This is a genomic window from Neorhizobium sp. DAR64872/K0K18 (assembly GCF_050500175.1).
In the GTDB taxonomy this organism is placed as follows: domain Bacteria; phylum Pseudomonadota; class Alphaproteobacteria; order Rhizobiales; family Rhizobiaceae; genus Neorhizobium; species Neorhizobium soli.
Window position 1 is genome coordinate 3,248,397 of record NZ_CP191446.1, and the last position, 15,435, is coordinate 3,263,831.

4 protein-coding genes are annotated in these 15,435 nt (G+C 61.1%); 1 reads left to right on the forward strand and 3 read right to left on the reverse strand.

From position 1 onward, the window contains the following. Window position 1: 1 nt before the first annotated feature. Together pyc and ACQY1P_RS21380 are read right to left on the reverse strand one after the other, a co-directional pair. Window positions 2–3,463 (reverse strand): pyruvate carboxylase, encoded by a 3,462-nt coding sequence (gene pyc, locus ACQY1P_RS21375; RefSeq protein WP_430255369.1) that lies wholly within the window; start codon window positions 3,461–3,463, stop codon window positions 2–4. Between the two features lie 100 nt (window positions 3,464–3,563). Continuing rightward, window positions 3,564–4,301, reverse strand: coding sequence for a helix-turn-helix transcriptional regulator (locus ACQY1P_RS21380; protein ID WP_113165649.1), 738 nt, complete (start codon window positions 4,299–4,301; stop codon window positions 3,564–3,566). Window positions 4,302–4,616: 315 nt separating this feature from the next. On the opposite strand from ACQY1P_RS21380, the gene ACQY1P_RS21385 reads away from it, so the two are divergent. After that, complete coding sequence (locus tag ACQY1P_RS21385) at window positions 4,617–6,392, forward strand: glucan ABC transporter ATP-binding protein/ permease (protein WP_062581549.1); 1,776 nt, start codon at window positions 4,617–4,619, stop codon at window positions 6,390–6,392. 369 nt (window positions 6,393–6,761) lie between these two features. Here ACQY1P_RS21385 and ACQY1P_RS21390 read toward each other — a convergent pair whose 3' ends face one another. Further along, on the reverse strand, window positions 6,762–15,257 hold the full coding sequence (locus ACQY1P_RS21390) for a GH36-type glycosyl hydrolase domain-containing protein (protein ID WP_430255371.1): 8,496 nt from the start codon (window positions 15,255–15,257) through the stop codon (window positions 6,762–6,764). Between the last annotated feature and the right edge of the window lie 178 nt (window positions 15,258–15,435).

Sequence of the window (15,435 nt, forward strand, 5' to 3'; positions counted from 1 at the left end):
GTCAGGACCCGTAGACGACGAGCAGATCCTTGGCGTCGATCTGGTCGCCGGCCTTGACCAGCACTTCGGCAAGCGTGCCGTCTTTTTCGGCGTGCAGCGCGGTTTCCATCTTCATCGCTTCGATGGACACCAGCACGTCGCCGGCCTTGACCGCCTGACCCGCCGCCACGAAGACGCGGGAAATCACGCCCGGCATCGGCGCGCCCAAATGCAGGGGATTGGCGATATCCGCTTTGGCCCGCACAGCCGAACCGCTTCCGCCATGGGCCCGGTCCGGCACCTTGATGCGGCGCGGCTGGCCGTTCAGTTCGAAAAAGGCGGTGACCATGCCCTGCGCATCCGGCGCACTCGTCGCCTGGTTGACGATAACAAGCGTCTTGCCGCGTTCGATATCGGCAAACAGCTCTTCGCCATCCGCGATCCCGTAGAAATAGGCATGCGTCGGCAACACGGAGACCGGACCGTAGGTCTCTGACGCCAGGGCGAAGTCGGTGAACACTTTCGGATACATCAGATACGAGGCGAACTCGAAGTCGTCGACCTTGCGCTCCAGCTTGTCCTCGATCGTCTTGCGCTCGGCATCGAGATCGGCGGGGGCAAGCAGCGAACCGGGAACGTCGGTATAGGGCTGATCGCCCTTCAGCGCTTTTTTCTGGAGCGCCTGCGGCCATCCGCCCGGAGGCTGGCCGAGATCGCCCTTCAGCATCGACACGACCGAATCCGGGAAGGCGATGTCCTTGGCCGGGTTTTCGACATCGGCCACGTTCAGGTCCTGGCTGACCATCATCAGCGCCATGTCGCCGACCACCTTGGACGATGGCGTGACCTTGACGATATCGCCGAACATCCGGTTCACGTCCGCATATGTCTGGGCGACCTTGTGCCACTTGCTCTCGAGACCGAGCGAGCGGGCCTGTTCCTTGAGGTTGGTAAACTGGCCACCCGGCATTTCATGCAGGTAGACTTCCGACGCCGGACCCTTGAGATCGCTCTCAAAGGCCGCATACTGGCCGCGCACCGCTTCCCAGTAGAACGAGATCTTGCGGATCCATTCCGGATCGAGGCCGGTATCGCGGTCCGTTCGCGACAGCGCTTCGACGATCGAACCGAGGCAGGGCTGCGACGTGTTGCCCGACAGCGCATCCATGGCCGCGTCAACGACATCGACGCCGGCATCGACGGCTGCAAGCACGGTCGCAGCCGAGATGCCCGACGTGTCATGCGTGTGGAAATGGATCGGCAGCGAGGTCGCTTCGCGCAGTGCCTTGAACAGCACGCGGGCAGCAGCGGGTTTTAGCAGACCCGCCATATCCTTCAGCGCGATGATATGGGCGCCGGCCTTTTCGAGCTCTTCCGCCAGCGCGACGTAATATTTGAGGTCGTATTTCGGACGCGCGGAATTGAGAATATCGCCCGTGTAGCAGATTGCCGCCTCGCAGAGACGGTTCTCCTCGTTCACCGCGTCCATCGAGACGCGCATGTTGTCCACCCAGTTCAGGCAGTCGAACACGCGGAAGACATCGATGCCGCCCTTGGCGGCCTGTTGGACGAAGTATTTCACGACATTGTCGGGATAGTTCTTGTAGCCGACGCCGTTTGCGCCGCGCAGCAGCATCTGCAGGAGAATGTTCGGCGCCGCCTCGCGGATCAACGCCAGCCGCTCCCACGGGTCCTCGGTCAGGAACCGCATCGACACGTCGAAGGTGGCACCGCCCCAGCATTCCAGCGAGAACAGGTTCGGCAGAGCCCGTGCGTAGACCCCGGCCACGCGGGCGATGTCATAGGTCCGCATGCGGGTGGCGAGCAGCGACTGGTGGCCGTCACGCATCGTCGTGTCGGTGATGAGGGCGCGGCTTTCGCCCCGCATCCACTCGGCGAATTTCTTCGGGCCGAGCTCATCCAGCTTCTGCTTGGTACCGGCGGGAATATCGCCGTTGATATAGGGCAGAACAGGCTTTGCGGCCTTTGCCGACGGTGCCGGACGACCCTTGGTTTCCGGATGACCGTTGACGGTGACGTCGGCAAGATAAGTCAGAAGCTTGGTGGCGCGGTCGGCGCGCTTCACCTGTTCGAACAGTTCGGGCGTCGTATCAATAAACCGCGTCGTATAGGAATTGTCGCGGAATTTCGGGTGGGTAATGATCGCTTCGAGGAAGGTGAGGTTCGTCGCGACGCCGCGGATGCGGAACTCGCGCAGCGCCCGGTCCATGCGGGCGATCGCTTCCAGCGGCTGCGGTGCCCAGGCCGTGACCTTGACGAGCAGCGGATCGTAGAAACGGGTGATGATCGCACCCGTATATGATGTTCCGCCATCGAGACGGATGCCGAAACCCGACGCCGAGCGGTAGGCGGTGATACGGCCGTAATCCGGAATGAAATTGTGCTCGGGATCCTCGGTGGTGATGCGGCACTGCAGCGCATGGCCGTTCAGCCGGATGTTCTCCTGCGCCGGAACGCCCGATTCCGGCGTGCCGATGGCAAAGCCGTCGAGGATGTGGATCTGCGCCTTGACGATATCGATGCCGGTGACGACTTCGGTCACCGTGTGCTCCACCTGGATGCGCGGATTGACCTCGATGAAGTAGAATTTGCCGGTATCGCTATCCATCAGATATTCGACCGTGCCGGCGCCGACATAATTGGTGGCGCCAGCGATCTTCAGCGAATAGGCAGCGAGTTCGGCCCGCTGCTCCTCGGAAAGATAAGGCGCCGGGGCGCGTTCCACGACCTTCTGGTTGCGCCGCTGGATCGAGCAGTCACGCTCGAACAGATGCACGACGTTGCCATGGGTATCGCCAAGGATCTGGCTTTCCACATGGCGGGCCCGCTCGACCAGCTTTTCGAGATAGACCTCGTCCTTGCCGAAGGCCGCTTTTGCTTCGCGCTTGGCCTCGACGACTTCCCTGGCGAGGTCCTTCGGATCGCGGATGGCACGCATGCCGCGACCGCCGCCGCCCCAGGACGCCTTGAGCATGACCGGATAACCGATCTCCTCGGCCATCTTCGCCACGACATCCATATCATCAGGCAGCGGTTCGGTGGCAGGAACTACGGGCACGCCGACCGAAATGGCAAGATTGCGCGCCGCCACCTTGTTGCCGAGCTGGCGCATCGTATCCGGACGCGGGCCGATGAAGATGATGCCCGCCGCGTCGCAGGCATCGACGAATTCGGGGCTTTCCGACAGGAGGCCGTAGCCTGGATGAATGGCATCGGCGCCCGAAAGCTTGGCAACCCGGATTACCTCTTCAATCGAAAGATAGCTCTCGATCGGGCCCATATCCTTGTCCAGATGGGGACCGCGACCGACCTGATAGCTTTCGTCCGCCTTGAACCGGTGCAGCGAGAGCTTGTCTTCCTCGGCCCAGATCGCCACCGTCTTGATGCCGAGCTCGTTGGCGGCGCGAAAGACGCGGATGGCGATTTCAGAGCGATTGGCGACGAGAATTTTCGATATCGGCAAGACAAGCCTCCCCAGGTGCCTCGAATGGTGCACCGCAAGAGATCAACATCTCCCGCATTAGGCAAGGGCTATTTGGTCGATAGCCGGCGTCAAGGACGCTTCAGGTCACCAGCCCATGGCGAAATGCCATGGCCACCACATGCTGTCGGTTCTTCGCTTTCAGCTTTTCCTGGAGGCCGTTGATATACCAGTCGACCGTGTGGTTAGAGATGTCGAGCGACCGTGCGATCTCATGCGATGTCATGCCGTCGGCAAGAAGCGCCATGACTTCCATCTCGCGACGGGTGAGTTGGGTATCCAGTCTGGCCGAGGCCTCGAGCGCCGTCGCGTCGCCGGCGATCTCCAGCAGTCTCCAGAAAATGCGCTTGGCGGCCGTGTCGAACAGTGAGATCTCGGTCGGCGATAGATCGATCGGTTTGCCGCCGATGATCATGTTGCCGAGAAATCCGTTGCGTCCATGGATCGGAAACACGTAGCCGTCGTCGAGACCATGGCGGCCCGCTTCCTGCATCATCCGGTCCATCCGCGAACGATGCGGATCGGACTTCAGGGCAAGGATCGAATCGCGCCAGCGGAACGGGCGATGGGCCGCATTCAGCATCCGCATGACAGGGTCGATGACGGTATATTTGCGCGCGCGATAGACCTCGACCCAGCTGTCCGGCCAGCGGGAGATCAAGGTCATTCCCTCGGGATCCGTTTGCCCTTTTCTCAGGACGATTGCATAGAATTCGAAACCGTAGGTTTTGAGGAGTGACGCAAGATTGTTCGCCACATCCTTCGTCGTTCGTGCCTCTTCAACCAATACAAGCAACTGCACAACAAATTGGATGCTCAAATTCGCCCCCAGACCGTCTCCCCGACGATCGGCTTTATTCTTATAAAACACCGACGTCGGCATAGAACCCGACCGCCCGCTTAACATAGTTATCATTTATACCACGTACATGCCGAAATCTTGTGATTGACGCAGCGATCAGGATCGGCATCAGCATACCGCATCGGTAACCTAACTACGGGCGAACCCTTGCTCTCACTGGATTATTTTCGGAAAAGAAGTTCACCGGCTAGGTTCGTCTCGGATTCGCCCTGTCCTTGCCATAACTATGCTGCCAATCGTTTCATGCCTGCACTTCAATAGGAGTTGCGCCCGTTGACGCTCTTCCAAGTTTACGCCCGAGCTTTGCAATATCTGACGAAGAACCGATGGCGGGTCGCCGCGGTCGTCGTCGCCAACATTATTCTGGCCATCATCACGATTGCCGAACCGATTCTGTTCGGTCGAATCATCGACGCGATCTCCTCCAAGAGTGACGTCACCAACGTTCTGCTTCTGTGGGCGGGCTTCGGGGTCTTCAATACCGTCGCATTCGTGCTCGTTGCACGCGAGGCCGACCGTCTGGCCCACGGGCGCCGCGCTTCGCTGCTGACGGAGGCCTTCGGACGCATCATTTCGATGCCGCTGTCCTGGCACCACCAGCGCGGCACGTCGAACGCGCTGCATACGCTGCTGCGTGCCTCCGAAAGCCTGTTCGGTCTGTGGCTGGAATTCATGCGAACGCATCTCGCGACCGCCGTTGCAATCTTGCTGCTGATTCCGACCGCCATCTCGATGGATTGGCGCCTCAGCATCGTGCTTCTCATTCTGAGCATCTTCTACTGGATCATCGGCGTTGCCGTGATGAAGCGCACGAAGGAAGGCCAGGCCGCGGTCGAAACCCATTACCATCAGGTTTTCAGCCATGTCAGCGATTCGATCAGCAACGTCTCTGTGATTCACAGCTACAACCGCATCGAAGCCGAAACTTCGGCCCTCAAGAACTACACCAAGGATCTGCTGAAGGCGCAGTATCCGGTGCTGGACTGGTGGGCTTTGGCCGGTGGCCTTAACCGCACGGCATCGACGGTCTCGATGGGCGTGATACTTGTGATCGGCACTATGCTGGTGCAACAGGGCAAGATCCGCGTCGGTGACGTCGTCGCCTTTATCGGCTTCGCCAACCTTCTGATCGGCCGCCTCGATCTTCTGCGCCAGTTCGCAACCCAGATTTTCGAAGCCCGCGCCAAGCTCGAGGATTTCTTCGTTCTGGAAGATTCCGTCGAGGAGCGCGCCGAACCGACGGATGCACGCGATCTGGGAGATACGGTCCGGGGCGAAGTGGAGTTCCGCGACGTCTCCTTCGGCTTCTCCAACACGAGCCAGGGCGTTCACGACGTATCGTTCATCGCGCAAGCGGGGGAAACGATTGCGATCGTCGGCCCGACTGGTGCTGGCAAGACGACGCTGATCAATCTCCTGCAGCGGGTCTATGATCCGCAGCAGGGCAAGATTCTGATCGACGGCGTCGATATCGGCACCATCACCCGCAAGTCACTGCGCCATTCCATCGCGACCGTGTTCCAGGACGCGGGCCTGCTTAACCGCTCGATCAGCGACAACATCCAGCTGGGACGAGAAGGTGCAACGCGGGAGGACATCGTCCGGGCGGCAGAAGCCGCAGCCGCGGCTGAATTCATCGAAACGCGTCTCAATGGCTACGACACGACGGTCGGCGAGCGTGGCAACCGCCTGTCGGGCGGCGAGCGCCAGCGTATCGCCATCGCCCGTGCGATCCTGAAAAACGCACCGATCCTCGTTCTCGACGAAGCAACCTCGGCGCTTGATGTGGAGACGGAACAGCGCGTGAAGGCGGCGATCGACAAGCTGCGTCAGAACCGCACCACGTTCATCATCGCGCACCGGCTCTCCACCATCCGCGACGCCAACAAGGTCATCTTCCTCGAGGGTGGGCGGATTGCCGAAATGGGCACGTACGACCAGCTGAGCCGCAGCGGCGGCCGCTTTACCTCACTCCTCACCGCCAGCGGCATCGTCATCGACGAGGACGAGGAAGGCCACAAGCTCCCGGTACCCGCCGAGCACGCCTAAGCCATAGCACCCATACCGAGCGAACATCAGACACCCCGCTTCCAGCAATGGAAGCGGGGTTTTCTTTTTTGTGACGTAATGCGGGAGCACCGCTTGTTCGCATGAGCTTCTGCCTACGCGGCTTTGCAGGTGCTTGCCATACCAAGTGCGTGAGCGGCGGTTGGGTCCCGACCTGTTCATGCCGTGCATTGTGAGCGGCATCCCGATCGGCTGGCACGATACGTGGACATCAGAGCAGGACATCGCCCCTCCCCCGGATCGGCCGACACTTCTCCTCACCGGGCACAAACCAACAAAAAACCCCGCTGCCATTGCTGGAAGCGGGGTTTCTGTTTGGGATACCATCAGGACGTTCGACGTCCGGTGGGATCAGCTTTCTGCGGGCGGAGCCGGCAATGCGCTGGTCGCTGGCGCCGCAAGGTTCAAGCCGTTGACCGGATCGACAGCGACGCCACCGATCGACGCCTTGCCGTCCTTGACCACAATCTCGTGGGTGACGCCATCGAGGGTAAGTTCGGCGGTAAAGCCATCCCAGCCGCTCGGCAGGACCGGATCGACATACAGCGTGTCGCCGGCACGACGAATGCCGAGAATGCCTTCGACCGCGGCGCGGTAGAGCCAGCCGGCGGAACCCGTATACCAGGTCCAGCCGCCGCGGCTCTGATAGTCGCCGGCACCGTAGACGTCGGCTGCAACCACGTACGGTTCGACGCGGTAGGTTTCGGCGGCATTCCGGTCAAGCGCATGGTTGATCGGGTTGAGCATCTGGAAGCACTTCCAGGCATCGTCGCCGCGCTTCAGCCGGGCGAGCGCGAGCACGACCCAGATTGCACCATGGGTATACTGGCCACCGTTTTCACGCACACCGGGTGGGTAGGCCTTGATGTAGCCCGGATCCCTGCGCGTGTCCTGGAAAGGCGGGGTGAAGAGGCGGATGATACCCGCATCCTCGTCCACGAGCTTGTCCATGACCGCGTTCATAGCCTGCTCGGAACGATCCGGCCTGCCTTCGCCAGACAGCACACTCCAGGACTGGCCGAGCGAATCGATGCGGCATTCGTCGCTCTTGGCCGAGCCGAGCGGAGAACCGTCGTCGAAATAACCGCGGCGGTAATACGCACCGTCCCAGCCATCCGATTCCAGCGCAGCCTTCAGCGTATCGATATGCTTGCTCCAGCGATCGGCACGCGAACGATCCTTGCGGGCTTCCGCATAGGGCAGGAAGTTTCGAAGCGCAGCCGCCAGGAACCAACCGAGCCAGACGCTCTGACCACGACCGGCCATGCCGACACGGTTCATCCCGTCGTTCCAGTCGCCACCGAGAATGAGCGGAAGATCCAGGTCTCCGGTCCGCTCAACAGCGAGATCGAGCGCGCGTGCTGCGTGTTCATACAGATCGGCGACCTCGTTGGAGATCTCCGGCTGGATAAAGGCGTCGTGCTTGTTTTTTTCCAGCATCGGTCCGGTGAGGAACGGCAGCTTCTCATCGAGCATCGACAGATCGCCGGTCACCGACACATACTGGTGGATCGCGTAGGCAAGCCACACCACGTCGTCGGAGATCGTCGTGCGAACACCGGCGCCGGTGTTGGGAAGCCACCAGTGCATGACATCGCCTTCGCGGAACTGCCGCGACGCCGCATTGAGGATCTGCTTGCGGGCAAGCGACGGCTCATGCAGCAGGAACGCGAGCGTATCCTGCAACTGGTCGCGGAAGCCGAAGGCACCCGATGCCTGGTAGAAGGCGGTACGGGCCATGATGCGGCAACCGAGTGCCTGATAGGGCAGCCAGTGATTGACCATGTTGTCGAGCGACTTGTCCGGCGTCGAGATCTTCAGGCGGCCGGTGAAACCGCTCCAGAAGCTGCGGTTCTCCGAAAGGATATCCTCGAACCGGTCGCCGCGAAGCGCCAGTGCAAGGCTTTCCGCCTCCTGCTTCGTTGCAGCATCGCCGAGGAAGAAGGTGACCTCGGTCTCTTCGCCCGGCGCCAGTTCGACGTCGTAGGCAAGTGCTCCGCACGGGTCGCCGTCGAGATCGAGCGAGCCGCTGAGGCTTGAACCGGAAACGACCGCTGCCGGCAACTGAACCGAACCGAACTTGCCGACAAACTCCCGACGGCTTGCCGTAAAGCCCGACGGTGTCTCGTGCATGCCGAGGAAGGCAAAGCGCGAGAAGTTGATGCTGAACGGGTTGGTCGCAAACAGCGTGCCCGTCGCCTCGTCACGGCTGGACAGGATGAATGGCGAGGTCTTGGCAGGATTGGTGCCCAGCAGCCATTCGACATAGCCGTAGATGCGCAGCTTCTTCGTTTCCGAACCGGTGTTGCGAAGCTTCATATGCGAAAGCTTTGCGGACCGGTTGCGGTCCACCGTCTGGGTCAGCGACAGCTTGACGCCATCTTCCTCGGTCGAGAACACCGAATAGCCGAGGCCGTGACGGGTTTCGAACACGGTTTCTGGACGACGCGACAGAGCCGCGAACGGCGTGACCACGGTGCCCTTGTCGATATCGGCCACGTAGAAGCCTTCGCCGGGACGGTTGATGACGAGATCGTTGGTCCACGGCGTCATCTGGTAGTCGCGCGAGTTCTGCGCCCAGGTAAAGCCTGCGCCTTCCGCGGAAACGTGGAAGCCGAAATTGTCGTTGGAGATGACGTTGATCCACGGATGCGGCGTCGACTGACCACCGTTGAGGCGCACGACATATTCGCTGCCATCTGCGGAGAAGCCGCCAAAACCGTTCCAGAACTCAACTCCGGCCGGACCTTCGCTGGTCTCGACGGGAGCGGAATAGATCTCGCCATTTAGCAGCGGACGGCGATCAACCTCGATCTCCTGATCCTTCGGCGGGGCGAAGATCGTGCTGGTCCGGTTCAACTGATCGCTGATGCGGCCGTTGCGCGCATGAAGCACGACGCGGGACGCGGCAATCAGACCATCGGCGCCGGCACCTTCGATCAGGTCGCGGCGCAGCGTGAAGACGTGCTGGCGTCCACCTTCCTGACCCATGCGGGCAGACATGTGTTCGATCGACGTCTGTACTTCCTGGGCACCCTCGGTTGCCCGCTCGTTGAAGATGACGAGATCAGACACAACGCCGCGCGAGCGCAGGTACTGCTGCGCAAGGATAGCTTCCTTGGCAACCGGCATGTCGTTTTCGTCATTGATGCGCAGCGTGAAGATCGGCAGGTCGCCGGACACCGCCGACGGCCACAGCCCCGACTGTGCCTGCATGCCGGCCTTCAGCGTCGGCTGATCGGCCCGAAGCTGCATGTCCGGATAGACCAGATAGCGGGCGAGATGCTGGAAGGCCGCGGCATCCTGCGAAGTGACGCCGAGATGGCGCATCTGCACCTGCGTGCGGGTCCAGGCCTGGGTCAGTTCGTTCTGGAAGGTTTCGGCATGACGATAATGTTCGATCGCCTTGTCGAGATCCTCGCGCCGTGGCGCGGCGATCGTCCAGAAGATAACGCTGACCTTCTTGCCCGCCGGCACACGAACTGTGCGGCGCAGCGACAGGATCGGATCGAGCGTGAAGCCGTCGGTGTTGGACAGCGACGCACCCGGATCGAAAGCCGCAGCTTCCGACAGCGTGCGACCCCGGCCGAGGAACTTGCGACGGTCGGTCTCGTATTCGGTCGGTCGCGAAGACCCGGCATTGTCGGCGGCAAGATGTGCCACGATCATGTCGGGATCGCTGAGGTCGCGCTTGTTGCGCCAGGCGCGGATGACGTCGCCACGCTTGCCGATCTCGGTGCGGATAAACATGCGCGAGAACACGGGATGGCCGCTGTCGCCATCATCGCCGGCAATCACCGGCTCCATGTAGGAGGTCACCTCGATGAAGCGATCCTCATCGCCCATGTTGAGCAATGTGACGCGGCGTCCCTCGGCATCGTGTTCGGTGCCGACGATAACTTCGACCGTGCTGGTCAGTTCGCCGACCGTCTTGTGGAATTCGGCCTTTTCGTCACCGAACACCGTCTTGGTCTGCTCGCCCTCGGCGCGGCGCGGCTCGGCCGTGGTGGACCACCACTCGCCGGATGTCGTGTCGCGCAGGAAGATGAACTGGCCCCAGCGGTCTTCGGTCGGATCCGCCTTCCAGCGGGAAACCGACAGGTTGTTCCAGCGCGAATAGCCGGAACCGGTCGCCGTCAGCATCAGCGAGTAGTGGCCGTTGGAGAGCAGGACCAGTTCGCGGTCCTTGGTGGCCGGGTTGGTGACGGTGCGGATTTCCGGACGCAGCAACTCGCCGCCGCCGGTACCTGGCTTTTCCTCGTGCTTGGCGCTCATCACTGGAATGTCGCGCGGAGCCTTTTCCTGCAGCAACAGTTCCGCCGCTTCGATCACAGGATCGGCGTGGAAGAGTTCGCGCAGCAGGCCGTTCATGACGACGTTGGCAACGGCTGCAATCGACATGCCATGGTGGTGGGCATAGTAGTTGTAGACGACCGCGCAGCGCTTGCCTTCCGGCACGCGGGTCGGCGTGAAGTCGACCGCATCGTGGAAGCCGTAGATGCCGAGTGCGCCGAGCTTGCGCAATTCGTTCAGGTTTTCGACGGCCGCGATCGGATCGTACTGGCTGGCGAGGATCGAGGCATAGGGTGCGATAACGGCATTCTGGCCGAGACCGCGCTTCAGACCCAGCGTCGGCACACCGAAGTTGGTGTACTGATAGTGCATCTGGTGATCGAGCGCGTTGAACGCGGCTTCCGAAATGCCCCATGGCGTGCCGAGACGGCGGCCGTGGTTCATCTGTTCCTTGACGATCAGATTGTTGGTCTGGTTGAGGATACCACCCTGACGCTCCTGCATGACGAGCGGCGGCATCAGGTATTCGAACATCGAACCCGACCAAGAGACGAGCGCACCGCGCGCGCCGATCGGCACGACGTGACGGCCAAGCTTGTACCAGTGTTCCGTGGGCAGATCACCCTTGGCAATCCCGAACAGGCTGGTCAGACGCGCTTCGGACGCGAGAAGGTCGTAGCAGGCCTCGTCGACCTCGTTGCTTTCGACCCGGTAGCCGATCGACAGAAGGCGGCGGTCCTTGCGGAACAGGAACTTGAAATCCATCCCGAAGGCGATCTTGCGGGCACGGTCACGCAACACGGCGAGACGGTCGCGCAGTTCCTCGATATTGCCGTTGTCGAACGTGCTGTCGCCGATATGCGCTTCGCAGACGGCAACCAGCGACGCTGCCCACTTGGTCACTTCCTCGCTCTGCGCGGAACGCACCTCATGATCGAGATTGTGCGACAGCTTCTGGATGTCGCGGGCAAGCACCGACAGGTTGATGATGCGGATCGAGGCGAACTCGTGCTCGCGCTTGACGGCGGCAAGCGCGTTGGAGAAGCCGATGATACGCTCCTCGAGACGGCGCCGCAGCGGACGGACGGTCTTGCGATCGTCCGGCAGCGACTTCAGCGTTTCTTCGAGAATGCCGACGACATCGCCGAGACCATCGAGATTGCCCTGCAGATGCGCAGAAGGCGCTTCCGCCCAGACACGGCAGGCAGATGAGATGGCAATCAGATGGCCAGCGAAGTTGCCGCTATCGACCGACGACACATAGCGCGGCATCAGCGGCTTCAGGGTATCGGTGTGATACCAGTTGTACATATGGCCGCGGAATTTGTCCGCGCGCTCGACGGTCGCAAGCGTCTGCTCGATCCGTTCGATCGTTTCGGTAAACGAGATCCAGCCGAAATGCCGCGCCGAGACGATCGACAGAAGGTAGACGCCGATATTGGTCGGTGACGTCCGCTTGGCGATCGAGGGATTGGGCTTTTCCTGGTAGTTGTCAGGTGGCAGGTAGTTCTGCTCGGCCGTGACGAAGGTTTCGAAATAACGCCAGGTCCGCCGCGCGATCTTGCGCAGTTCGACCGAGACGTTCTCAGGCACGAACAGCTTGTCCTCGGTTTCAGCGGACTGGCTGACATACCAGGCAACGAGCGGCGAGAAGATCCACAGGATGGCGAACGGAATGCCGACCAGGAACGCGTTGTCGCCCGGCAGTGCCGCGAGGATCACCGAGAGAACGGCAATCGCCGGCGCATGCCACATGGCACGGTAGTAATCGGTGGGGCTGCCCTGGGCGCCCGACTGGATCGAGGCGGCTGTCTTCCATTCCAGCATCAGCTTGCGGCTGACGAGCAGACGATAGAGCGAGCGGGCGATCGCATCGGTCATGATGCAAGCGGAATCAGCGATGAACACGATGCGCAGTGCGACCTGCGCATTGGTGGAGCGCACATCCGACCAGACCGAATAGAAATGGGCGCTCGTGACATTGTCGCTGGAGCGCGGCAGAAGGTTGGTGAGAAGCGAGATTGTGGGCGCCACGAACAGCGAGAAGATCAGCAGGATCTGCCAGATCAGCGCACCGAGCGGATCCATGAAGTACCAGCCGAGAATGGAGGCAAAGAACCATGCGATCGGGGTCAGCGACCGGCGCAGGTTATCGAGCATCTTCCAGCGGCCAAGGGCGCTGACGCCACGCTTGGCTTCGAGAATGTAAGGCAGGAGCTGCCAGTCGCCACGCGCCCAGCGATGCTGGCGAGAAACTTCGACTTCGTAGCGGACCGGGAAATCCTCGACCAGCTCGACATCGGTGATCAGCGCGCAGCGCGAGAACGAGCCTTCGAGAAGATCGTGTGAGAGGACGGCGTTTTCTTCGATACGGCCCTTGAGGGACGTCTCGAACGCGTCGACGTGATAGAGGCCCTTGCCCGTGAACGAGCCTTCGGCCGTCAGGTCCTGATAGACATCGGAGACCGCAAAGACATATGGATCGAGACCGCGGCCGACCGAAAACACGCGCTGGAAGACAGAGGCTTCCTTGCCGGTCGTCAATGACGGCGTCACGCGCGGCTGCATCAGACCGTAGCCGCGCACGACCTGGTGCGTATCAGGATCGATGACGGGACGGTTGATCGGGTGATGCATTTTGCCCACCAGCTTGGTCACCGCATCGCGGATCAGGCGGGTGTCGGCATCGAGCGTCATCACATACTGGACATTCTCCGGCACCATGTTGGCGCCCTGGAGATAGGTCGTGTCGCGGTCGCCGCGCAGAAGCAGGTTGAGTTCGTGCAGCTTGCCGCGCTTGCGCTCCCAACCCATCCAGGCGCCTTCGTTCGGGTTGAACAGGCGTCGGCGGTGCAGGAGGTAAAAGCGCGTCCCCGCCTCTTCCATGTAGCGGGTATTGAGCGCTGCAATTTCGCGCTTGGCATATTCGAGGATTTCAAGATCGGCTTCCTGTTCCTCGAACTTGGCATCGCGCCAGTCGCTGAGGAGCGCGAAATAGATCTCGCCCTTCGGGTTGGCCAGATAATGGACTTCCAGATTGCGGACGAGTTCATCGACCGTATCCCGGTCGGCGATCAGGCAGGGCACGACGACCAGCGTGCGCGCCTCCTCCGGAATGCCTTCCTTGTATTCGTATCCGACAAGCCGGGCCGGTTTGACGAAATAGGTCACGACCGTATTGAACAGACCGGTCGCGCCTTCCGACGCGGGCAGCGCGAACATCAGAAGCAGGAAGAAGACGACCACCAGCGGAATGGCAGCCGCCACGAGGAAATAGCCGGTAACGGCGAGCGCCAGAAAGGTGAGAAGCATGACTGGGCCGCCGATGGCGAACCAGCCGAGCTTGCGGTAGGCGCGCACAGCCCGCTGCAGAAGCGGCGGCTGGTAGCCGACGGCCGTCTCCAGCTCCTTGCGGCGGCGCCCGACGATGAAGGCGCCGATATTGGTTTCGCGCTCGTCCGGATTGTGCGCCCTAGCCGCGATCGCAAGATCAACGGCAGCCTGGGTCACCTCGGCTTCGCTGCGCTTGGAAACGCGGGCGATCTTTTCGATGCGGCTGCGGAAGGCATTGCGCGAGCCGAAATCGAGCGCTTCGTAATCCGTATGCTCGCGGAAGATCTTGTCGATCTGCGAGACCTCTTCGAACCAGACGCTCCATTCCGTATCGTCGATGAGGCGCAGGCTCTTGATGATGTTGCCCATCGTCACGTTGCCGGACGACAAGCGGCTCTGTTCCGCCTGCATCACGGTTTCGACAGCCTTGCCGGACGCGACCAGCCGCTTTTCGAGCCACTCGATGGCAAAGCCGGAATTTTGCGAGGCATTGCGCAGGCGATAGAGGAACTGGCTTGTGAACGTGTTGTCGTCGGTGAGGCCTTCGAGGCTCTTCAGAAGCTCGCCACCGGCAGTCTCGTCGTTGAGACGAATGATCTCGTCGGCGGCGTCGTTGGCGCGGCGGCGCATGTTGCGCGAGCGATCGACGCGGCTGGCGATGCGGCGCAGGTTCTCGATGAGGACGAAGCGGATGAACGATGGCAGCGCCCAGAGTTCACCGATCTCCAGCGGCTCGTCGGTCTGGTAACCCTCGACCATCTCGGCCAGCGTTTCGCGCGAAATGCTGCTGTGGGTGTGCGCCACATAAAGCCATGCCAGCGAGAGAACGCGCGGGATTTCCTGGCTTCCGATCTTGGTCGTCGGCAACTGCTTGAAGAATTTCTTCGGGAAGTCGCGGCGGACTTCCTGGATCGCTTCCTCGACGATGTAATAGTTGTCGAGCAGCCATTCCGCGGCAGGCGTGATCGAGGCACCCGCATCGACATCCTGCGCGGCGGCGCGATAGACCCTCAGAATTTCCTTCTCGTTTTCCGCGTGGCGCGTGAAAAACTCGAATTTCATGAAGCCCGGCAGATCGGCTGCACCTTGCCGACCCAGCGTTTCTCCACATTGCCGAAGATCATCAGCCGTAAAATACGTCGCGCGGATCGAATCGTTATGATCGATCTGCTTGCTTTCCGTTTCGCGGGTAGAAGCCGAAGGCTGAATATCAGGGGACATGGATGAACTTCTGAATGAATTTCGTTTCACGAACTAAGATGCGAAGCATGAGATAGAGAGCGATCCTTATATTGCAAATCGTGGATCAATCGCTATCGCATCTGCTCACGCAGTAAGACATTGTCGGCTCTAGGGCCAACAGCCTGAATAAATGCTGAATGCGAGGCTGTTCATTTGC

What these genes read in the sequence shown, in the direction of transcription:
- ACQY1P_RS21390 (WP_430255371.1), bottom strand. Translation starts at nt 15,257, where the DNA reads ATGTCCCCTGATATTCAGCCTTCGGCTTCTACCCGCGAAACGGAAAGC.